The sequence below is a fragment of the Salmonella sp. K21076 genome, assembly GCF_039650795.1.
In the GTDB taxonomy this organism is placed as follows: domain Bacteria; phylum Pseudomonadota; class Gammaproteobacteria; order Enterobacterales; family Enterobacteriaceae; genus Salmonella; species Salmonella enterica.
In genome coordinates this window covers 1-21,215 of sequence record NZ_JBCLYA010000007.1, presented here as the reverse complement: position 1 = coordinate 21,215, position 21,215 = coordinate 1, and the positions used below count along the sequence as shown (strand labels likewise).

Below are 21,215 nucleotides of genomic sequence, written 5' to 3'. Positions count from 1 at the left end.
CGTTGCGCTATCGGGCGTGCGCTATTACATCGTGGTTTTTAAGGCGTTATTCGCCGTATGGCGTTCCAGCGCCAGCTCAATCAGGCGGCTGATCAAATCGGTATAGCCCAATCCGCTCGCCTGCCAGAGTTTTGGATACATACTGATATTGGTAAAACCTGGCAGCGTATTAATCTCGTTAATCACGACCTCATTGTCTGCCGTTAAGAAGACATCGACACGCGCCATACCCGCGCACCCCAGCGTCTGATAAGCCTGGATCGCGATCGCGCGGATCTTGTCATTCACCTCGGAAGGGATCTGCGCAGGCACGACAACTTGCGCGCCATTATCATCAATATACTTAGTATCGTAGGCGTAAAATTCGCTGTTCAGTACGATTTCGCCGCAGGTACTGGCCTGTGGGTTATCGTTACCTAATACGGCGCATTCGATCTCGCGCCCTTTGATCCCTTGCTCCACCACCACTTTATGATCGAATTCGAAAGCCAGCGCGACCGCCTGCTGATATTGCGCTTCGTTAGCGACTTTACTGACGCCGACCGAAGAGCCCTGATTGGCGGGCTTAACGAACAGCGGCAGTCCCAGACGGGATTCAACCTCGGCAAAACTAAACGCGTGACGATTCGTTCGGGTGAGTGTAATAAACGGGGCGATATTCAGTCCTGCATCGCGTAGCAGTCGTTTGGCGACGTCTTTATCCATGCAGGCTGCGGAGCTCAGCACGTCTGAACCGACAAACGGTAAGTTTGCGACGCGCAGCATCCCCTGCAATGAGCCGTCTTCGCCCAGCGTACCGTGGACGATAGGAAAAATAACATCTACCGTCGGTAGCGGCTGCCCGTTCTGAGCGTTAATCAATTGGTGTTGGTGTTTGCCAGGCACCTGGGCCAGACTGATTGCCGAAGGACGTAGCGCGATATGTGCCGGATCGTCTGCATTCTGCAAATAATTTTCCGCATCGTTAACATGCCATTGTCCCGCCTTATCTATCCCTAACAGCACCACGTCGAAGCGGGTTTTATCGATCGCATCAACGATATTTTTCGCTGATTGCAAAGACACTTCATGTTCCGCCGACTTACCGCCAAATACTATTCCTACCCGCAATTTCGCCATCTTAAAAACCCATTCCATCGAATGCAAAGCGTATACATTACCACGACAAAACGCGGGTTTCGCGGGCTTCTGCCATAATGTTTATGGGATGTGAGAACGGAGGCCGCGTGAGAGGTAAGGGTTTTCTGATTATTGTGCTGTTGGGCGGTATTGGCGGGCTGGGATATCGTTATCTTCCCTCTTATTATAATCCTTTTGCTCCGCTACAACTTGCCGATCCGCCAGGCTGGATCACTACCTTCAAACTACAGCGCCTGACGCCGTCGCAGTGCCGGGAGCTGTTGACGGCGGCCAATCAACAGGGATTAATTTCATCACAACCTGTTGCGGATAGCGCTGGTGAATGTCCCTTGTCCCATGTTGTGCGCGTCAGAGATTTTGGCCAGGTAAAACTGAGCAGCAGTTTTTTAGCCTCCTGCCCGTTGGCGCTGCGTTCCGCGCTGTTTGTCGAACAGCAGGCAAAACCTTTAACAGAAACGTGGATGCAGCGCCGCCTGACCCGCATCGAACATCTGGGCAGCTATGCCTGCCGTAATATTTATCACCGTCCGGATGCGCGTCGCAGTGAACATGCCAGCGCAGAAGCGCTGGATGTCAGCGGGTTTCAACTATCAGATGGCCGAAAAATCACTGTCCTGCGCGGCTGGGGGCGTGAGGAGACGGGGCCCTGGTTACGCGCTATGTTAAACGCCAGTTGCCATTATTATGGCAATGGGCTCGGGCCTGACTATAACGCTGCTCATGCTAACCATTTTCATCTTGGAATGCGGGGCTACGGCGTGTGTCGTTAAAGCATAAACGTCTGCCTTTCGCGGCTATATAATGTGATATGTTTCACAAAAATGATGAACGGGGAGACAAAATAGCAAAGTGTGACGTATCGCACCTCTGGAACCACCAGGAAAATGAGAGCTTGCTAAGCTAACGCGTATTTTCAGCTACTTACCGTTACGAGTCTTATGGAATCCTGGAAAGTTAATCTAATTTCCGTTTGGTTTGGATGTTTTTTTACCGGGCTGGCAATCAGCCAAATCCTGCCATTTTTACCCCTGTATATTTCCCAGCTTGGCGTCTCTTCCCATGAAGCGTTATCAATGTGGTCCGGGTTAACGTTTAGCATCACGTTTCTTATTTCCGCCATTGTATCGCCGATGTGGGGCAGTCTCGCCGATCGTAAAGGGCGTAAACTGATGCTATTGCGCGCGTCGCTCGGGATGGCGATAGCTATTCTACTGCAAGCATTCGCGACCCATGTCTGGCAACTTTTCCTGCTGCGCGGAATCATGGGGTTAACGTCAGGCTATATCCCCAATGCCATGGCGCTGGTAGCCTCTCAGGTACCGCGCGAACGTAGCGGCTGGGCGCTCAGTACGCTTTCTACCGCGCAGATCAGCGGCGTTATCGGCGGGCCGTTAATGGGCGGCTTTGTCGCGGATCATATCGGGCTGCGGGCGGTATTTCTGATTACCGCCATGCTGTTGGTGGTGAGCTTTCTGGTCACGCTATTTTTAATTAAAGAAGGCGTGCGTCCGGTCATCAAGAAAAGCGAACGCCTGAGCGGTAAAGCCGTTTTTGCGTCGTTACCTTATCCTGCGCTGGTGATCAGTTTGTTTTTTACCACGATGGTCATTCAACTCTGTAATGGTTCCATCAGTCCAATCCTGGCGCTGTTTATCAAATCAATGATGCCGGACAGTAATAACATCGCCTTTCTTAGCGGGTTAATCGCCTCGGTGCCCGGTATCTCCGCGCCTCGCCTGGGAAAACTTGGCGACAGAATCGGCACGGAAAGAATTCTGATGGCCACGCTTATCTGCGCAGTGCTGCTTTTCTTCGCGATGTCCTGGGTCACCACGCCGTTCCAGCTGGGGCTGTTACGTTTCTTGTTAGGCTTTGCCGATGGCGCGATGTTACCCGCCGTACAAACGTTATTGGTGAAATACTCCAGCGATCAAATTACCGGACGTATTTTTGGCTACAACCAGTCATTTATGTACCTGGGCAACGTGGTTGGGCCGTTGATGGGCGCGACGGTATCGGCGATGGCCGGTTTCCGCTGGGTTTTTATCGCTACGGCGGCGATCGTGTTGATCAATATTGGACAACTGACCCTGGCGTTACGTCATCGGCGTAACGCGCAAAAAGCGAAAGGCCAATAGCGGTGCATCGTAACGGCGCTTCTGCCGTTACGATATGGTTTAAATTAAAAGATATACTCTTTATCCGTGAAGTTTTTCTATAGATGGCATAACCTTAAATTATGATATAGCGTGATTATTGTTTTTTGATGGTTTATTATCGTCTCGTTTTCGGTCTGAGAAACGTTTCGCTGCGGCGACAGTGATAATTATTTGTGTAAAGTTCTTCCTGTATCATAAAAATAGTACTTTCAGCCTCTAGGCAGTGGTTCTTCATAGTGATAACGTCACCCTGGAACTAATAAGGAAATATGGTCATGAAAAATCTCATAGCAGAGTTGTTGCTTAAGCTAGCCCAAAAAGAAGAAGAGTCGAAAGAACTGGTTGCTCAGGTAGAAGCGTTAGAGATTATCGTCACAGCAATGTTACGTAACATGGCGCAAAACGAGCAGGAGATGTTGATACGTCAGGTAGAGGGGGCACTTGAAGGCGTAAAGCCGGATGCCAGCGTTCCTGATCACGATACGGAATTGCTGCGCCAATATGTAAAAAAGTTGCTGAGACACCCCCGGCACTAATCGTATTTAAAACAACACAGTTGTTATAACGTTACTTTTATGAAATAACATAGCCGCTTCGTTTTTATTTTCTTCTGGTTAATACAGAGCAAAATAAAAACGAAGCGGCTATGGTAATAACAGTGTAACGTTATGCGCTGTTCTTCTGCATCCTGCCAGTGTGACTGTGGATAATCGAGTTGCACATTAGCCTACGGTTTGTCAATCAATAAAACATATATTGCTAACGGTAAGTAATACTTTTACTGCCGGGTGGTATTTTTGCCAGTAACAGCCAGACTTATATAAAGTCCCTGGGATATTTCCCAAAGGGACAACGTGTAATGTGTACACTGACAAAAGGATGGTGCTATGAAAATAACATTACTGGTGACTTTACTTTTTGGCCTGGTCTTTTTAACCGCCGTCGGCGCAACCGAGAAACCGTTAACGCCGCAACAGCAGCGCATGACGACCTGTAATCAGCAGGCGACAGCGCAAGCGTTGAAAGGCGATGCGCGTAAAACCTACCTTAGCGACTGCCTGAAAAACAGCCAGTCAGCCCCTGGCGAGAAAAGCCTGACGCCGCAACAGCAGAAAATGCGTGAATGCAATGTTCAGGCGACGGAACAATCACTGAAAGGCGATGACCGTAGCAAGTTTATGAGCGCCTGCCTGAAAAAAGCGGCGTAGTGCTATCGGGTGAGCCCTGAAAAACACTCACCCGAAATTTCATACTCCCTCCATGCGCTCTGTTTCTATAATTTGGGAAAATTGTTTCTAAATGTTCCCAAAAATAATGAATGATGAAAATTTTTACCGAAAAGCGGTTGAGCAGGCGGTAGCGCCGCCTGACCCTTCTGATGATCGTCAGCGCTCCGGATTGCGCTTCGCCCGGCGCATCAGGCTACCGCGCGCGGTGGGGTTAGGGGGGATGCTTTTACCGGTGGCCGCCGTGTTAGTGTCGCAACCTGTCTTTGGCGGCTGGTGGTTATTGCTGGTCGGCTGGTCTTTTGTCTGGCCGCATCTGGCGTGGCAGTGGGCGGCGAAAGCCCTTGATCCGCTACGCCAGGAAATTTACAACCTGAAAGTGGATGCGATCCTCTCCGGCATGTGGATCGCGTTGATGGGCGTCAATATGTTGCCTGCCGCCGCGCTGTTTATGATGATGAGCATGAATCTGATGGGCGCTGGCGGGCGGCGGCTATTCACTGTCGGAATGGGCCTTTTGCTGGCGTCATGTCTGGTGACGTTGCAGCTTACCGGGCTACCCGTCGCGATGCGAAGCTCGTCGCTGGAAGTCACGCTCTCTTTGCCCGTCATTATGTTGTATCCGCTTCTGTTCGCCTGGGTAAGTTATCAAACGGCCATTAAATTAGCGGAACATAAGCGACGCTTGCAGGCGATGAGTTCGCGGGATGGCATGACCGGCGTCTATAACCGACGCCACTGGGAAATTTTATTACGTAATGAATTCGATCACAGCCGACGCCACCATCGGGAGGCGACATTGTTGATTATCGATATCGATCATTTTAAGAGCATTAACGACACCTGGGGACATGATGCTGGGGATGAGGCTATTATCGCCCTGACGCGTCAATTACAGATAACGCTACGCGGGAGTGATATTATCGGGCGCTTTGGCGGCGACGAATTTGCGGTGATTATGTGCGGAACGCCGGCAGACAGCGCGATTACCGCCATGTCGCGAGTGCATGAACGGCTAAATACCTTACGCTTGCCGGGCGCGCCGCAGGTCATGTTACGTATCAGCGTGGGCGTGGCGCCGTTAACGCCACAAATCGGTCATTATCGGGAATGGTTAAAGTCTGCGGATATGGCGCTTTACAAAGCAAAGAATGCCGGACGTAACCGCACCGAAGTGGCGGCATGACGTCCAGCCGGGCTTCAGGATTTACTGAGCGCCTCTGATTTTTCCATACATTTCGTCATCGCTTCTATTACCGCAGCGCGGAAGCCACGTTCTTCCAGAACGCGTACGGCTTCAATCGTCGTTCCGCCAGGCGAGCACACCATATCTTTCAGTTCGCCGGGATGCTTTCCGGTTTCGAGTACTATTTTCGCCGACCCCATGACGGCCTGCGCGGCGAATTTATAAGCCTGAGCGCGAGGCATACCGCCCAGAACGGCAGCGTCCGCCATCGCCTCGATAAACATAAAGACATAGGCCGGCGAAGATCCGCTCACGCCAACCACCGGATGGATCATCGGCTCAGCAATCACTTCCGCCTCGCCAAAGCAGCGGAAAATATTCAGCACATCAGCCGTATCTTCCGGTGTGACCAGCGCGTTGGGCGTGACGGAGGTCATTCCTGCGTTGACCAGCGACGGCGTATTCGGCATAGCGCGAATGATTTTACGGTCGTGTCCCAGCGCGCGCGCAAGCTGATCAAGCGTTACGCCTGCGGCGATAGAGACCACCAGCGAGTCTTTGTTCAGGCTGGAGGAGATTTCACTGAGCACTTTCACCATAATGCCCGGTTTTACCGCGCCGAAAACGATATCCGCGACCTGAGCGACCTCCTGCGCGCTTTGCGCCGCATTAATGCCGTACTGATCATGCAGGGCGGCAACTTTATCGGGGGAGGGGGTGTAGACCCAGATCTGGCCGGGAAGTACCTGACCGCTGGCAATCAGTCCGCCAAGAATAGCCTTGCCCATATTACCGCAGCCAATAAAACCGATTTTCTTCTCCATCTCGTCACTCCCTATGTTTGTGTGTTATGGGGAATGGTTAGCTTAACGCGGATTGAAAACGGGCAGAAGGAGAAACAGCACTTTGATGAAAGACAAAAGCGCGAGACAATAAAAGATTGTATACCGTACGGGAGACATTATGACCATCTGGGTGGATGCGGATGCGTGTCCGAATGTCATTAAAGAAATTTTGTACCGCGCCGCCGAGCGGATGCAGTTGCCGCTTATTCTGGTTGCCAATCAGGCCTTGCGCGTGCCGCCTTCGCGTTTTATCCGCACGCTTCGCGTGGCCGCCGGGTTTGACGTGGCGGACAATGAAATTGTGCGTCAATGCGAAGCGGGCGATCTGGTGATTACCGCGGATATTCCGCTGGCGGCTGAAGTGCTGGAAAAAGGCGCTGCGGCTCTTAATCCCCGGGGAGAACGCTATAGCGACGCCACGATTCGCGAACGTCTGACGATGCGTGACTTTATGGACACGCTACGCGCCAGCGGCGTACAAACGGGGGGACCAAACACTCTCTCGCCGCGCGATCGTCAGCATTTTGCCGCCGAGCTGGATAAGTGGTGGCTGGAAAGCCAGCGTAAAAAATAAATCATGTAATGAAAAATTTACAGTTTATTCATTTCTGATTCTTGCTATAGTACTAATATTGTGACTTTAGTACCTTTGTGTAAATTATTATTTACATTTATGCGTTGTACTAGTTAGATGATATGATTATAACATTACTGATATCAAATCCTGCGTATGCGCAGTTCCTGGGGGAACGCCTGCTATGATGCAACCTCTTTATCTTGTTGGCCCGCGGGGCTGTGGGAAAACCACCATCGGTATGGCGCTGGCGCAGGCAACCGGTTTTCGGTTTGCAGATACCGACCGCTGGCTGCAATCGCACGTGCAGATGAGCGTCGCTGATATCGTTGAAAAAGAAGGCTGGGGAGGGTTCCGCGCCCGGGAAACCGCGGCCCTGGAGGCGGTAAGCGCGCCTTCGACTGTCGTGGCGACGGGAGGCGGTATTATTCTCACGGAGTATAACCGACGTTATATGCACCGTGTTGGCGTAGTGATTTATCTGTGCGCGCCGGTATCCACGCTGGTTAACCGGCTTGAGGCTGAACCTGAAGCGGATCTGCGCCCGACCCTCACCGGCAAGCCGTTGAGCGAAGAGGTTCGGGAAGTGCTTGAGCAGCGTGACGCGTTGTATCGCGAAACGGCGCATTACATTATTGACGCGACGAAAGCGCCGGCCCAGGTCGTTTCTGAAATTATTGCGGCGCTGCCGCCGTCGACGCAACGGTTACAGGGAGATGTCTATACTTAACGCTCACCCAGAATAAAGGAAACGCTATGCCAACCAGACCACCTTATCCGCGGGAAGCTTATATCGTCACCATTGAAAAAGGCACGCCGGGCCAGACGGTGACGTGGTATCAGCTACGGGCTGACCATCCGAAACCTGATTCGCTCATCAGCGAGCATCCGACCGCAGAAGAAGCGATGGATGCGAAAAAACGTTACGAAGATCCGGATAAATCATAGACGCATGAACCACTCGGAAGGGATTCTGAGTACCCCTAAATTGTATCTCCATCACATTCTTGAAACATTTATACTGGCAACTAAAACCATAAATTAAGCGATAACAATACAATATTGGAGTTATTTGGAATCTTTACACAATACGTTGCTCATCTGCTGCTACGCTTTCTGAGATTTGTAGGGCAGGTAGCGCGGTGAGCGTGTGAATATTTGCCCGGGAATTACGACGAAGTAATAAGGTGGAATAAAAATGAGTGCGTCGTTGGCAATCCTCACAATCGGCGTTGTGCCAATGAGCGAAGTGTTACCGCTTCTGACGGAATACATCGACGAACAACACATAACCCATAACCCATCATAGCCTGCTGGGAAAAATGAGCCGGGAAGACGTTATGGCGGATTACGCTGTAGAGCCTGGCGACGATCTGCTTTTGACGTTGCTGAATGATAACCAGATAGCCCATGTTTCCCGCCAGAAAGTGGAGCGAGATTTACAGAGCGTTGTCGAGGTGCTGGATAATCAGGGTTACGATGTCATTATACTGATGAGCACCGCGGCGATTAAAAGTACGGCAGCCCGTAATTCTATTTTGCTTGAACCGCTGCGTATTATTCCACCGCTTGTCGCCTCTATTGTGGATGGACATCAGGTGGGCGCGATTGTGCCTGTTGCAGAACTTCTGGCGGCCCAGGAGAAAAAATGGCAGGTATTGCAAATGCCGCCGGTGTATTCGCTGGCGAATCCGGTTCACGGTTCTGAGCAACAGTTAATTGATGCCGGGCAGGCGCTACTGGATCAAGGCGCGGACGTCATTATGCTGGATTGTCTGGGTTTTCATCAGCGTCATCGGGATATTTTACAGCAGGCGCTGGATGTGCCGGTTTTACTCTCTAATGTTTTGATTGCGCGGTTAGCTTCAGAACTGCTTGTCTAATTTTACGTGACAGGCCGAACGTCAGGACTCTATATTGGGTGTTAATTTAATAATGAGACGGGGCCTGATTATGCTACAAAGCAATGAATACTTTTCCGGGAAAGTGAAGTCTATTGGATTTACCAGCAGTAGCACCGGCCGGGCCAGCGTTGGTGTGATGGCGGAAGGGGAGTATACATTTGGCACCGCCGAACCCGAAGAGATGACGGTTGTGAGCGGCGCGTTGAAGGTACTGTTGCCGGGAACTGTCGAATGGAAAGTGTATACAGCCGGTGAGGTGTTTAACGTGCCTGGCCACAGCGAGTTTCATCTACAGGTCGCTGAGCCCACCTCGTATCTGTGCCGCTATTTGTAACGGTGAGTCCCCTCTCCGGCGGAGAGGGACCCTCTGGTTAGCGCTGCGCTTCGCCGCCTAATCCTTCCACCAGGCTTTGAATCAGCGCCGCCAGCTCGCCGGTCATCAGGATAAAGTCCGCATCAAAACGTTGGGCAAAATCTTCCCGGTCGATATCTTCGTTCTGATCGCGCAGCTCATCGCAGAATTTCAGACGCTTAATGGAGCCGTCGTCGCACATGACGAATTGAATACGCTGCTGCCAGTCGAGCGCCAGCTTCGTGACCACTTTACCCGCTTCAATATGAACGGCGATCTCGTCGCTGACCAGATCCTGCTTTTTCGCGCGGATCACGCCGCCATCTTCCAGCATCGCTTTCAATTCGGCTTCGTCCAGCAACTGGAAACCCTGAGCGACCGTACCGGAGCGCACCCACTCGGTGAGCGTCAGCTCAATCGGATTTTCCAGCGCCAGCGGGACGACCGGCAGCGAGCCAAGACTTTTACGCAGTAGCGCCAAAGTATCTTCCGCTTTTTTCGCGCTGGCGCAGTCAACCATAATCAGGCCGTTAACGGTATCAATCCACATCATTGTCTGACTGAAGCGGCTAAACGCGCGCGGCAGCAACGAATGCAACACTTCATCCTTCAGGGAATCTTTTTCCGTCTTCTTCAGCTTGCGTCCCTGATCGGCTTCCAGTTTCTGGATTTTCGCCTCCAGTGCCTGTTTGATCACTGGCGATGGCAGGATTTTCTCTTCTTTGCGCGCGCAAATAATAATTTGGCCATTGGCGGTGTGCGTTAACGCATCGCTGTGAGAGCCCATCGGCGGAACCCAGCCCATTTTGGCCATATCCTGGCTACCGCATGGGGTAAACGTCATTGAGGCGAGCTGTTTCTCCATCTCTTCGGCGCGTAATGTGATATCGCGGCTAAGACGGTAAACCATTAAATTTTTGAACCACAGCATGATAATTTCCACGGCCTTGTCGTTAAATCCAGTCGGTATAGTAACGAATTGTCGGCAGGCTTGCATTGCCAATCAGAACGGTGAATTCTACCCTGTTGATATTCCCAAAAAATGAGGAGCGGTATGTGCGTATTGGTATCGATTTAGGCGGCACAAAAACGGAAGTCATTGCGCTTGATGATGCAGGAGAGCAGCGGTTTCGCCATCGTCTGCCTACGCCGCGGGAGGATTATCAGCAAACGATAGAAACCATCGCTACGCTGGTCGACATGGCGGAACAGGCGACCGGCCAGACCGGTAGCGTTGGCATTGGCATTCCCGGTTCTCTCTCGCCTTACACCGGCGTGGTAAAAAACGCTAACTCTACGTGGCTTAACGGCCAGCCGTTCGATAGCGATGTGAGCCGTCGTCTGAAGCGTGAAGTGCGGTTAGCCAACGATGCCAATTGCCTGGCGGTATCAGAGGCGGTAGATGGCGCGGCGGCGGGGGCGCAAACGGTATTTGCGGTGATTATCGGTACCGGGTGCGGCGCGGGCGTAGCGCTAAATGGCCGGGCGCACATCGGCGGCAACGGTACGGCAGGCGAATGGGGCCACAATCCGTTGCCGTGGATGGATGACGATGAGTTGCGTTACCGCGAAGAAATTCCCTGTTATTGCGGTAAACAAGGCTGTATCGAAACCTTTATTTCCGGTACGGGATTCGCCACGGATTACCAGCGTTTGAGCGGTAAAACGCTAAAAGGCGATGAGATTATTCGTCTGGTCGACGCGCAGGACGCCGTGGCGGAACTGGCGATAAGCCGTTATGAGCTACGGCTGGCGAAGGCATTATCTCATGTCGTGAATATTCTGGATCCGGATGTCATTGTGCTGGGCGGCGGTATGAGCAATGTTGAGCGCCTGTACAAAACGGTTCCGTCGCTGATGAAATCGTTTGTTTTTGGCGGCGAGTGCGAGACGCCGGTACGTAAGGCGCGGCATGGCGATTCGAGCGGCGTGCGCGGCGCGGCCTGGCTGTGGCCGCTGGCGTAACGTTTCTAGCCGGATGGCGTCATCCGGCAACCGGCGTGACCGATGGCTGCTTGTGTTTTAGACGTCCGTATACCAGCAACGACGACATGGCGGAAAACGAGAGCAGGGCGGCGGGAAGCGCCACATAGTGGTACGCAAAACCTAGCGTCAGCATCAGCCCGCCGCACCAGGCGCCAATCGCGCTACCGAGATTAAACGCGATTTGCCCTCCCGCCGCGCCCAGCAGTTCGCCGCCTTTGGCGTTTTGCAGCAGCAGGATTTGCAGCGGCGCAGAGAGCGCAAACAGACCAGCACAGCAGATAAACGCGAAAGTCAGCGATGCCGTTTTGTATCCGCTGAAGAAAAAGAGCGCCATGAGAGAGAGCACGATAACGAGGTCAGTCACTACCGCGATGCGCAGCGGCGTATATCTACCGGAGAGTTTGCCGCTTAACAGATTGCCTAACACCATCCCCAGCCCGACCAGCATCATAATAAACGTCATGCTCGTCTCCGAAAAACCGGAGATGTACATCATAAATGGCTTGATATAGCTGAACCAGGCAAAAACGCCCGCATTGCCGAACATCGTGGCGGCGAAAATGAGTCACGGCGCGGGGCTACGCAAGAAGTGGAACTGCTCGCGCAGGCTGCCTTGGGCTTTGTCGCGAATATCCGGCACCCAGAAGAAAATCGCGGTGAGCACGGCGATGTTGAAAACCGCGATCAATAAAAAGGTGTAGCGCCAGCTAAATTCCTGGCTCAGGTAAGTGCCGAACGGAATGCCCACCAGATTCGCCACCGTCATCCCTGAAACCATACCCGCGACGGCGGCGGTGACCTTCCCGGGGCGGATAATCTTTGACAAGACAATGGCACCGACGCCAAAAAAGGCGCCGTGTGGAAAGCCGGAAACCAGTCTGCCGACGGCGAGCATCAGATATGACGAGGAAAAGGTAAATATGGCATTGCCCATCACGCACAGTATGACCAGAAACAGCAGTATATGTTTAAGCGAAAAGCGGCTGGAAAAGAGCGCCATTACAGGCGCGCCCAGCACGACGCCGAAGGCGTAAAACGAGATCATATGCCCGGCGGCGGGAATCGTTATCCCGACATCGCGTGCCAGCTCCGTCAGCACGCCCATAATGCCAAACTCGGCCATCCCCAGTCCGAACGTACCCAGCGCCAAAGAAAAAATAACTTTTTTCATACCACCTGCCGAAAATGAAGACGCATGTCGCGCGCTGTGGCTATGAATTGTCACAGCCAATCAACGTATAGCTTGCGGATAAGCGCGAGGTAATACCATTCCTTATTCGTCTTTGTGTATTCATTATTATGCTATGTCATGACGGTATGCTGTGCGCAGGATGACACTCGCGTTACTCCACGGCAAACGCTTTGTCCAGTTTGCTATAACCAAGCCCATTGATTTTTTTTCACTTTTATCTGCACGGGGATACGTTCTTTCATGGCTTCCACGTGGCTAATCACACCGATGGTCTTCCCGCTGGCATTCAGCGCGTCGAGCGCATCCAGCGCGGCGTCCAGCGTTTCGCTATCAAGCGTGCCGAAGCCTTCGTCCAGGAACAAGGAATCAATGCGCGTTTTATGGCTGACCAAATCTGATAACGCCAGCGCCAGCGCCAGGCTGACCAGGAAGCTTTCGCCGCCTGATAACGTTCGCGTATCGCGCACGGCGTCGGCCTGCCAGGTATCGACAACCTCCAGTTCCAGCGCGTCGCTGGCTTTGCGCTGCAATAAATAGCGGCCATGCAGGCGGGTGAGCTGATGATTCGCCAGCCAGACCAGATTATCCAGCGTCAGTCCCTGGGCGAATTTGCGGAACTTATCACCTTCTTTAGAGCCGATCAGCGCATTGAGATAGCCCCAGTCTTCCACTTGCTGAGAGGCTTGCTTCATTTCCGCCATCAGCGCCCGTTGGCGCTGCCGATTATCTGCATCCTGTTTAATTTGCTGGCGGATTTCCCCCTGGCGTGTCGTGTTCTCGCGCAGTTGTTGCGCCAACTGCGCCAGCCGCTGCGCGAGCTGCTCCGCCGTACACGTTGGGTCCAGACCGGCGGGTGGCTGTTGCTGATGGTCAGCCAGCGCCTGCGCGGACTGCGCGCTTAACGCCTTCGCTTGTTGTAGCTGACTTTCCAGCGTTTGTTGTTGTTTTTCCAGACGGGTCACGGTCTCTTCATCCAGCAACGCCGCCAGGAACGTTGCCTGGCTGTCAAACGGGCTATTTTTTAACGCCGCATCAAAGTGCGCTATCGCCTCGGCGGCGCGCTGCTGTTCCTGCGTCGTCTGTTCCTGCAGGGTTTGCAACTGGCTTTGTAATGACACGCACTCATCATGCGTCTGCCGCCAGTTATCCAGCGGCACGTCGTCGTCGGAATCCGCGGTATCCGTTTGCGGTAGCGTCTCCAGCAACGGGGCAAGCCTGTCGATCTGCGTTTGCAAATCCGCGAACTCTGTCTGACGCTGTTGCCATATTTTCGCTTCGTCGGCGCGCTCATTCAGCCAGGATGCCTCGTCTTCTGGCGCAGGAAGGGAAAGCGTATACTGCGCCAAATCAGCCGTCAGCGACGCCTGACGCTGTGCAATCTGCGCGGTAAAGCGCGCTACCTGTTCAGTATGCGCCGCGATTTGCGTTTGTAGAGCATGACGCTGGCTGAGCTGATCCAACTGTTGCTCATGCTCTTCCGCGGCGGTCAGCCAGCCAGCGAGGTCTTCTTGCGGCTGGAGCTGAACGCCCAGCGTAGCGCACAGCGTTTGCCATTCCTCAGTAAGCGCTTGCTCCTCCTGCAACAACGACTGCGCCTCGCTTTCATCCCGCTGTAATTGTTGCGTTAAGGCATCTAACTGTCCTCGCAGCGCAGCGCCTTCTTCCGCCAGCGTTTTGACCTCTTTTTCCAGCGCGTCGCGGCGGGTTTGATTCGCGCTCAGTTCCAGCGCCTGATAGGCGGCGATGGCGGGGTGCGTCGTCGAGCCGCAAAGCGGACACGGCTGGCCGGACTGTAAGTGCGCCCGCTGGCTTTCCAGATCTTTGATGCGCGCCTCCTGCTCGCAAATAGTGCGAACGTCCGCAAGCTCCTGCGCTTTAGTCTTATAACTCAGGCGCTTATCTGCCAGACGTTGGGTGTATTGCGTCTGCTCCTGATGATGACGCGCGATAGCTGCCTGTAGCTGCGCCTGACGCTTTTGTTTCGGGAGAATTTGCCCCTGAAGCGCGGCGAGACGATGGCGTAGCGGACGCTGCCGGGTATGCAATGCCCTGGCTTCCGCCAGCGCCTGTGGCGTGAGGTCGAGCGTGAGCGGCGGTAGCGCATCACGCTGACGCATATCGCTCAGCAACTGCTGTTGCCATTGGCTCAGTTGCGCCCGGTCGTGGGATTGTTGTGTTAATAATGCTCGCCACCCCGCCAGTTCGCTGCGCCAGACGCGGATGCCGTCGTGTTCCGCCAGCCATGTCTTCAACCGCTGCCCTGTGGCGTTCAGTTGCGTGAATTGTCGATGCGCGCAGGCGCGGATACGCTGGCGCAGGCGATACGCGCTTTGTAAGCGAGCATTCACTTCATCACTGTGCTGGCGAACACGCTCAACGGCGCGGGTTTGTTCCTGAATGCGCTCCCAATGCGGACGCAACTGGCGAGCAGGTTGCGCCAGCGTCAGCGCCGCGAGCTGCGGCTGCGCTTTTTCTCGCGCCTCTTGCGCCGCGTACAGCGCCTGCTGTCGGGCGTGTAATTCAGTGTGGAGCTCGTTTTTTCGGGTCAGCCAGTGAAGGTGCTGCTGCTGTCCCTGCTGGTCGGCCAGCAGGCGTTTCTCTTCGTCAGTAAGCGCCTGCAAACTGGCTTCCAGTTGCTGTAACTGTTCGTCCGCCAATAGGGCGACGCCGCTGGCCTGCGCTTGTAACTTTTCCAGTTCGAGACGGGCTGATTTATGTTTTTCAAATACCTGTGCGGAGATCTGCCCGTAAATCTCAGTGCCGGTGAGCTCCTCCAGAAGCTCTGCGCGCTCTTTCGCTTTGGCGTTAAGAAAGGCGGCGAACTGCCCCTGTGATAACAACATTGAACGGGTGAAGCGCCCGTAGTCCAGCCCGGTCAACGTGGCGATCATCTCCAGTTTATCCTTTACCTTATCGGCAAAGATCTTTCCGTCTGAACACCGCGCCAGCTCCACGCGTGGGGCCTGGAGATTGCCGTCAGGCCGATTTCGGGCTCGGTTCTGGCTCCAGAACGCGCGCCAGGCTTCGCCTTTTACCTCAAACTCCACTTCGGCCAGACATTCCGCCGTATCGCGCGTCATCAAATCGTTTTGCGATTGCGATACCGTATTCAGGCGCGGCGTTTCGTGGTACAGCGCCAGGCAGATGGCGTCAAGCAAGGTGGTTTTTCCCGCGCCGGTCGGGCCGGTAATGGCGAATAACCCGTTACTGGCAAACGGTTCGGCGGTAAAGTCGACCTTCCATTCTCCTTTCAGCGAGTTCAGGTTTTTCAGACGCAAACTGAGAATTTTCATGCCTCATGCTCCTCATTCAACGCGTAGAGCGTGCTGGAAAAGAGCTGATTCAGGCGCTCGCGCTGCGGGGTATCTAACGCTTCCAGCGCCAGACGCCGCGCAAAAACCTCTTCCACGCTAAGCTCGCTTAATGTTTCCCGCCGCTCGTTCGCCAGCGAGCGCTCACGCTGTTCGCGGCTACGGCGCACCAGTAATACCTCTACGGGGAGTGACTCCGTTAATGCCTGTATTCTGCGTTGGATATCATGCAGATAATCATCGGTGGTGATTTCAATATCCAGCCAGACGGGGGGCGATTGCTCAACGCCGCGCCACTGCTCAAGCTGTTCGGTAATTGACGCCAGGTCGCCTTTTAAAACCGCCAACAGTTGAGTCACGGGGACAGCCAGACTTTCGGTACTTTGCCATTTTCCCTGGTCGAAGGTCACCAGATGCACGCATTTGCTTTTGCCGCACTCATCAAAGCTGAGGGCGATGGGCGAGCCGCAATAGCGGATATGCTCTGTGCCGCCGACACATTGCGCGCGGTGAATGTGTCCCAATGCGATATAATCCGCAGGGGGGAAATGCTGCGCCGGAAAGGCATCCAGCGTACCGATATAAATGTCGCGAACCGCATCGCTTTTGCTGGCGCCGACGGTGGTTAAATGTCCCGTTGCGATAACCGGCAGCTTTCGTTCGCCGCGTAGCAGGCACGCTTCCTGATACTGCTGTTGATAATAATCGGCAATTGCATGAAGAAGTTGCTGCTGTTTCTCGCTGCCGGATAATCCCGCCTGACTGGTAATAATGTCGCGCGGGCGCAAAAAGGGAATGGGGCACAGTACGGCGCCCGGAGACCCGTCGCGACGATGAAGTAGCCGAGGCGCATAGCCCGCGCTGGCGATCACGGTTGTATTGAGAAACGCCAGAATGTCGCGCGATTCGTTTAGCGTGGCGACGGAATCATGATTACCGGCCAGCACCACCAGATGACAGCCCGTTTGCTGTAAATTAACGACGAAACGGTTATAAAGTTCTCGGGCATAGCTTGGCGGCGAATCGGTATCAAAAATATCGCCAGCGACAATAATGGCATCCACCTGATGGGCCTGCGCGGTCTCCAGCAGCCAGTCCAGAAAAGCCTGATGCTCCGCGGCGCGGCTTTTACTGTAGAAGTTTTGTCCCAGATGCCAGTCAGAGGTGTGGAGGATGCGCATAATTGTTCCATGCAAAAAAAGCGTGAACGGGATTATACACGTCATCCCCTCCATTTTTGGGCGCAATTTACCGCCGGTACACGGTAATGCACGGTTTCACCGGTGTCATAAATCATCAACATGCTGTCAATGCCGCCTTTTTTTTTCATAAATCTGTCATAAATCTGACGCATAATGGCGCGGCATTGATAACTAACGACTAACAGGGCAAATTATGGCGAGACGTATTCTGGTCGTAGAAGATGAGGCGCCGATCCGTGAAATGGTGTGCTTCGTGCTCGAACAAAATGGCTTTCAGCCCGTAGAAGCCGAAGATTATGACAGTGCGGTGAATAAACTTAATGAACCCTGGCCGGATCTCATCCTTCTTGACTGGATGTTGCCCGGCGGGTCAGGGTTACAGTTTATTAAACATCTCAAACGTGAGGCCATGACCCGGGATATTCCTGTGGTTATGCTGACCGCGAGAGGTGAGGAAGAAGATCGTGTGCGCGGGCTGGAAACCGGCGCTGACGATTACATTACCAAGCCGTTTTCCCCCAAGGAGTTGGTGGCGCGCATTAAAGCCGTTATGCGGCGTATCTCGCCGATGGCGGTCGAAGAGGTGATCGAGATGCAGGGACTGAGCCTTGATCCTGGCTCTCACCGCGTGATGACCGGCGACAGCCCGCTGGATATGGGGCCGACCGAATTTAAATTACTCCATTTCTTTATGACGCACCCGGAACGGGTTTACAGCCGCGAACAGCTGCTCAATCATGTCTGGGGCACCAATGTGTACGTTGAAGACCGGACGGTCGACGTGCATATTCGCCGTTTGCGTAAGGCGCTGGAGCACAGCGGCCACGACCGGATGGTGCAAACGGTACGCGGGACAGGGTATCGTTTTTCGACCCGCTTTTAATGCCTTTTCCGCCAGTTGATCACAGGTTTCTGGCGGAGAAGGCTTTCCATTCTTGAGGGAGTATGACGCGTGCTGGAACGGCTGTCATGGAAAAGGCTGGTGCTGGAGCTGGTGCTCTGTTGCATCCCCGCGCTTATCCTTAGCGCTTTTTTTGGTTATCTGCCGTGGTTTTTACTGGCGGCGGTGACGGGACTGCTTGTCTGGCATTTCTGGAATTTGTTACGCCTCTCCTGGTGGCTTTGGGTCGACAGAAGTATGACGCCGCCGCCGGGGCGGGGAAGTTGGGAACCGCTGTTATACGGTTTACACCAGATGCAGTTGCGAAATAAGAAGCGTCGCCGCGAGCTGGGGAACCTGATTAAACGTTTTCGCAGCGGCGCGGAGTCGCTGCCTGATGCCGTGGTACTGACCACAGAAGAGGGCGGCATTTTTTGGTGTAACGGTTTGGCGCAACAGATACTGGGGCTACGCTGGCCGGATGACAACGGGCAGAATATTCTCAATCTACTGCGTTATCCGGAGTTTACCCAGTATTTAAAAACGCGTGATTTCACCCGTCCGCTTCATTTGGTGCTCAATACCGGGCGGCATCTGGAGATCCGCGTCATGCCTTATACCGATAAACAACTCCTGATGGTGGCGCGCGATGTGACGCAAATGCATCAGCTTGAAGGCGCCAGACGTAACTTTTTCGCCAACGTTAGCCATGAGTTGCGTACGCCATTGACGGTATTGCAAGGCTATCTGGAAATGATGCAGGAACAGGCGCTGGAAGGGGCGACGCGAGAGAAAGCGCTGCATACGATGCGCGAGCAAACGTATCGTATGGAAGGGCTGGTAAAACAACTGCTTACGCTGTCTAAAATTGAGGTGGCCCCGGCGCTGTTATTAAATGAAAAAGTGGATGTACCGATGATGCTGCGGGTCGTGGAGCGTGAAGCGCAGACGCTCAGCCAGCAGAAACATACCTTTACGTTTGCGGTCGACGATAGTCTTAGCGTTCTGGGCAATGAAGAGCAGCTACGTAGCGCGATCTCAAACCTGGTATATAACGCAGTAAACCATACGCCGGCGGGAACGCATATTACGGTGAGCTGGCGACGTGCCGCGCATGGCGCTGAATTTTGCATTCAAGATAACGGTCCGGGGATTGCTGCCGAGCATATTCCTCGTCTGACCGAACGCTTCTACCGCGTCGATAAAGCGCGTTCGCGGCAAACGGGCGGCAGCGGCCTGGGATTGGCGATTGTGAAACATGCGTTGAATCACCATGAAAGCCGCCTTGAAATCGACAGTTCGCCTGGCAAAGGAACGCGATTTAGCTTTGTGCTGCCGGAACGTTTAATTGCCAAAAATAGTGATTAATTGCCTTTCGTAAGTATAACTTTCCATAAGCCAGCGGATGCTGGCTTATTTTCTTTGCAGTTAAGACGGGCTCGTTGAAACATTCAACGTTTGGTGATTTTTTGTTCGCATGATTAGCCATAACTTTTTCATGAGAATGGTGTTTTATTCTGGTTGTAAATTTCATATCGCGATATTCATCTGGTTTTTAGATCCCACCTTGCTTTAAAACGTTATAAGCGTTTAAATTGCGCTTCAGGTGCTGTCATTACGACTGCATTTGCGCGGTAAATCGAAAAACAATTCTTCGCCGCATCGGTCCGGGAGTTTTTCCCGCTGAAATTGATAAAAAACGCCGCTTTATAATCCTCCGGGAAAGGCAAAAATTTTAATGTTTACAACATCACCATCCACAGGCAGTAAGACTTTATGACCCATCAGTTAAAATCGCGCGATATCATCGCCCTGGGCTTTATGACATTTGCGCTGTTCGTTGGCGCAGGCAATATTATCTTTCCTCCTATGGTCGGTTTGCAGGCGGGTGAACACGTCTGGACAGCCGCTATTGGCTTTCTGATTACCGCCGTAGGGCTACCGGTTCTTACTGTTGTGGCGCTGGCGAAAGTCGGCGGCGGCGTAGACAGCCTCAGTACGCCGATTGGTAAAGTGGCGGGACTCCTGCTGGCGACCGTTTGCTATCTGGCCGTCGGGCCGTTATTTGCGACGCCGCGTACCGCGACGGTGTCGTTTGAGGTCGGTATCGCTCCGTTGACCGGCGATTCTGCAATGCCGTTGCTGATTTACAGCGTGGTCTATTTCGCTATCGTTATTCTGGTTTCCCTCTATCCGGGTAAGCTGCTGGATACGGTAGGGAATTTCCTGGCGCCGTTGAAAATTATTGCGCTGGTCATCCTGTCCGTCGCGGCTATCGTTTGGCCTGCCGGTCCAATCAGCAACGCCCTGGACGCTTATCAGAATGCGGCCTTTTCTAACGGATTTGTGAACGGCTATCTGACGATGGATACGCTGGGCGCGATGGTGTTTGGTATCGTTATTGTGAACGCGGCGCGTTCTCGCGGCGTGACCGAAGCGCGCCTGTTGACGCGTTACACGGTCTGGGCCGGCCTGATGGCGGGCGTGGGGCTGACGCTGCTTTACCTTGCCTTGTTTCGCTTAGGTTCTGACAGCGCGACGCTGGTCGATCAGTCAGCGAACGGCGCGGCGATTCTTCATGCCTACGTTCAGCATACCTTTGGCGGCGCGGGAAGCTTCCTGCTGGCGGCGCTGATCTTTATCGCGTGTCTGGTGACGGCGGTGGGGCTGACCTGCGCCTGCGCTGAGTTTTTCGCGCAGTATATTCCGCTGTCTTACCGCACGCTGGTCTTTATTCTCGGCGGCTTCTCTATGGTGGTGTCAAATCTCGGACTGAGCCATCTGATTCAAATCTCCATTCCGGTGCTGACGGCTATCTATCCGCCGTGTATCGCACTGGTTGTATTAAGTTTTACCCGCTCATGGTGGCATAATTCCACCCGTATCATCGCGCCGGCCATGTTTATCAGCCTGCTTTTTGGTATCCTTGACGGCATCAAAGCATCTGCCTTTGGCGATATGCTGCCAGCCTGGAGTCAGCGTTTGCCGCTGGCGGAACAGGGACTGGCGTGGTTGATGCCAACGGTGGTGATGGTGATCCTGGCGATTATCTGGGATCGCGCGGCGGGTCGGCAGGTGACCTCCAGCGCTCACTAAAATCGCTGACATATGTGTACACCACGGGGCTTAACGCCCCGTGGTTTTTTGTCTATGGAAAACCCCCAGCTAGGCTGGGGGTTCCGGAAAGCTTTCAGCTTTAAGCCAGTTATTAAAACCCCTTTTGATTTGTTAAAACATCTTGCGGTCTGGCAACTGCAA

At 53.5% G+C, this 21,215-nt stretch carries 17 protein-coding genes and 3 pseudogenes; 14 read left to right on the top strand and 6 right to left on the bottom strand.

The annotated features are described in order from the left end of the window. Positions 1-24 precede the first annotated feature (24 nt). Complete coding sequence (gene ddlA / locus AAYN39_RS02760; protein ID WP_001096588.1) at positions 25-1,119, bottom strand: D-alanine--D-alanine ligase; 1,095 nt, start codon at positions 1,117-1,119, stop codon at positions 25-27. Between the two features lie 77 nt (positions 1,120-1,196). Between ddlA and AAYN39_RS02755 the strand changes: the two genes are divergently transcribed. The 5 genes from AAYN39_RS02755 (at position 1,197) to adrA (ending at position 5,711) form a co-directional block, all read left to right on the top strand. Further along, on the top strand, positions 1,197-1,910 hold the full coding sequence (locus AAYN39_RS02755) for an extensin family protein (RefSeq protein ID WP_000480795.1): 714 nt from the start codon (positions 1,197-1,199) through the stop codon (positions 1,908-1,910). A gap of 168 nt (positions 1,911-2,078) precedes the next feature. Further along, the gene (locus tag AAYN39_RS02750) at positions 2,079-3,278 is read left to right on the top strand and encodes a multidrug efflux MFS transporter (protein WP_000446769.1); all 1,200 of its coding nucleotides are present in this window, start codon (positions 2,079-2,081) and stop codon (positions 3,276-3,278) included. 296 nt (positions 3,279-3,574) lie between these two features. Continuing rightward, positions 3,575-3,835 (top strand): anti-adapter protein IraP, encoded by a 261-nt coding sequence (iraP, locus tag AAYN39_RS02745; protein WP_001518423.1) that lies wholly within the window; start codon positions 3,575-3,577, stop codon positions 3,833-3,835. Between the two features lie 351 nt (positions 3,836-4,186). Beyond that, positions 4,187-4,507, top strand: coding sequence for a phosphate starvation-inducible protein PsiF (gene psiF, locus AAYN39_RS02740; RefSeq protein WP_000705165.1), 321 nt, complete (start codon positions 4,187-4,189; stop codon positions 4,505-4,507). Positions 4,508-4,598: 91 nt separating this feature from the next. Further along, entirely contained in the window at positions 4,599-5,711 is a 1,113-nt protein-coding gene (gene adrA, locus AAYN39_RS02735; protein WP_000484099.1) for a diguanylate cyclase AdrA, read from the top strand. 14 nt (positions 5,712-5,725) lie between these two features. Here the strand turns inward: adrA and proC are convergent, their stop codons facing one another. Next, positions 5,726-6,535, bottom strand: coding sequence for a pyrroline-5-carboxylate reductase (proC, locus tag AAYN39_RS02730; RefSeq protein WP_000412190.1), 810 nt, complete (start codon positions 6,533-6,535; stop codon positions 5,726-5,728). A 139-nt stretch (positions 6,536-6,674) separates the two neighbouring features. On the opposite strand from proC, the gene AAYN39_RS02725 reads away from it, so the two are divergent. From AAYN39_RS02725 to ppnP, 5 genes and pseudogenes are all read left to right on the top strand, one after another. Continuing rightward, positions 6,675-7,130, top strand: a complete 456-nt coding sequence (locus AAYN39_RS02725; RefSeq protein ID WP_000158137.1) for a YaiI/YqxD family protein — start codon at positions 6,675-6,677, stop codon at positions 7,128-7,130. A 184-nt stretch (positions 7,131-7,314) separates the two neighbouring features. Then, positions 7,315-7,860 (top strand): shikimate kinase AroL, encoded by a 546-nt coding sequence (gene aroL, locus AAYN39_RS02720; protein ID WP_000983569.1) that lies wholly within the window; start codon positions 7,315-7,317, stop codon positions 7,858-7,860. A 26-nt stretch (positions 7,861-7,886) separates the two neighbouring features. After that, complete coding sequence (yaiA, locus tag AAYN39_RS02715; protein ID WP_001143161.1) at positions 7,887-8,078, top strand: protein YaiA; 192 nt, start codon at positions 7,887-7,889, stop codon at positions 8,076-8,078. A 250-nt stretch (positions 8,079-8,328) separates the two neighbouring features. Then, a pseudogene (locus tag AAYN39_RS02710) lies at positions 8,329-9,013 on the top strand (AroM family protein). A gap of 70 nt (positions 9,014-9,083) precedes the next feature. Further along, the gene (gene ppnP, locus AAYN39_RS02705; RefSeq protein ID WP_000941953.1) at positions 9,084-9,368 is read left to right on the top strand and encodes a pyrimidine/purine nucleoside phosphorylase; all 285 of its coding nucleotides are present in this window, start codon (positions 9,084-9,086) and stop codon (positions 9,366-9,368) included. Between the two features lie 37 nt (positions 9,369-9,405). On the opposite strand, the gene rdgC is transcribed toward ppnP, so the two are convergent. Continuing rightward, the gene (gene rdgC / locus AAYN39_RS02700; RefSeq protein WP_000964305.1) at positions 9,406-10,317 is read right to left on the bottom strand and encodes a recombination-associated protein RdgC; all 912 of its coding nucleotides are present in this window, start codon (positions 10,315-10,317) and stop codon (positions 9,406-9,408) included. A 125-nt stretch (positions 10,318-10,442) separates the two neighbouring features. On the opposite strand from rdgC, the gene mak reads away from it, so the two are divergent. Further along, entirely contained in the window at positions 10,443-11,351 is a 909-nt protein-coding gene (mak, locus tag AAYN39_RS02695; RefSeq protein WP_001219273.1) for a fructokinase, read from the top strand. Between the two features lie 19 nt (positions 11,352-11,370). Here the strand turns inward: mak and araJ are convergent. From araJ to sbcD, 3 genes and pseudogenes are all read right to left on the bottom strand, one after another. Further along, positions 11,371-12,543, bottom strand: a pseudogene (araJ, locus tag AAYN39_RS02690) (MFS transporter AraJ). A 172-nt stretch (positions 12,544-12,715) separates the two neighbouring features. Continuing rightward, a pseudogene (gene sbcC, locus AAYN39_RS02685) lies at positions 12,716-15,857 on the bottom strand (exonuclease subunit SbcC). Then, positions 15,854-17,056 carry an exonuclease subunit SbcD gene (sbcD, locus tag AAYN39_RS02680; RefSeq protein WP_001221246.1) on the bottom strand — a complete coding sequence of 401 codons (1,203 nt, stop codon included), beginning with the start codon at positions 17,054-17,056 and terminating at the stop codon, positions 15,854-15,856. Before sbcD ends, sbcC begins: the two are co-directional and overlap by 4 nt. Positions 17,057-17,270: 214 nt before the next feature. On the opposite strand from sbcD, the gene phoB reads away from it, so the two are divergent. The 3 genes from phoB (at position 17,271) to brnQ (ending at position 21,053) form a co-directional block, all read left to right on the top strand. Continuing rightward, positions 17,271-17,960, top strand: a complete 690-nt coding sequence (gene phoB / locus AAYN39_RS02675; protein WP_000113921.1) for a phosphate response regulator transcription factor PhoB — start codon at positions 17,271-17,273, stop codon at positions 17,958-17,960. A 69-nt stretch (positions 17,961-18,029) separates the two neighbouring features. Then, positions 18,030-19,325 (top strand): phosphate regulon sensor histidine kinase PhoR, encoded by a 1,296-nt coding sequence (gene phoR / locus AAYN39_RS02670; RefSeq protein WP_000893648.1) that lies wholly within the window; start codon positions 18,030-18,032, stop codon positions 19,323-19,325. Between the two features lie 408 nt (positions 19,326-19,733). Then, positions 19,734-21,053 (top strand): branched-chain amino acid transporter carrier protein BrnQ, encoded by a 1,320-nt coding sequence (gene brnQ / locus AAYN39_RS02665; protein WP_000149625.1) that lies wholly within the window; start codon positions 19,734-19,736, stop codon positions 21,051-21,053. Positions 21,054-21,215 lie beyond the last annotated feature (162 nt).

Bases quoted from the DNA above. Each gene is read 5' to 3' on its own strand.
- iraP (WP_001518423.1), top strand. From the start codon at position 3,575: ATGAAAAATCTCATAGCAGAGTTGTTGCTTAAGCTAGCCCAAAAAGAA.
- sbcD (WP_001221246.1), bottom strand. From the start codon at position 17,056: ATGCGCATCCTCCACACCTCTGACTGGCATCTGGGACAAAACTTCTAC.
- proC (WP_000412190.1), bottom strand. From the start codon at position 6,535: ATGGAGAAGAAAATCGGTTTTATTGGCTGCGGTAATATGGGCAAGGCT.
- psiF (WP_000705165.1), top strand. From the start codon at position 4,187: ATGAAAATAACATTACTGGTGACTTTACTTTTTGGCCTGGTCTTTTTA.
- yaiA (WP_001143161.1), top strand. From the start codon at position 7,887: ATGCCAACCAGACCACCTTATCCGCGGGAAGCTTATATCGTCACCATT.
- adrA (WP_000484099.1), top strand. From the start codon at position 4,599: ATGTTCCCAAAAATAATGAATGATGAAAATTTTTACCGAAAAGCGGTT.
- AAYN39_RS02725 (WP_000158137.1), top strand. From the start codon at position 6,675: ATGACCATCTGGGTGGATGCGGATGCGTGTCCGAATGTCATTAAAGAA.
- AAYN39_RS02750 (WP_000446769.1), top strand. From the start codon at position 2,079: ATGGAATCCTGGAAAGTTAATCTAATTTCCGTTTGGTTTGGATGTTTT.
- AAYN39_RS02755 (WP_000480795.1), top strand. From the start codon at position 1,197: ATGTTTATGGGATGTGAGAACGGAGGCCGCGTGAGAGGTAAGGGTTTT.
- rdgC (WP_000964305.1), bottom strand. From the start codon at position 10,317: ATGCTGTGGTTCAAAAATTTAATGGTTTACCGTCTTAGCCGCGATATC.
- ddlA (WP_001096588.1), bottom strand. From the start codon at position 1,119: ATGGCGAAATTGCGGGTAGGAATAGTATTTGGCGGTAAGTCGGCGGAA.
- brnQ (WP_000149625.1), top strand. From the start codon at position 19,734: ATGACCCATCAGTTAAAATCGCGCGATATCATCGCCCTGGGCTTTATG.
- phoB (WP_000113921.1), top strand. From the start codon at position 17,271: ATGGCGAGACGTATTCTGGTCGTAGAAGATGAGGCGCCGATCCGTGAA.
- aroL (WP_000983569.1), top strand. From the start codon at position 7,315: ATGATGCAACCTCTTTATCTTGTTGGCCCGCGGGGCTGTGGGAAAACC.
- ppnP (WP_000941953.1), top strand. From the start codon at position 9,084: ATGCTACAAAGCAATGAATACTTTTCCGGGAAAGTGAAGTCTATTGGA.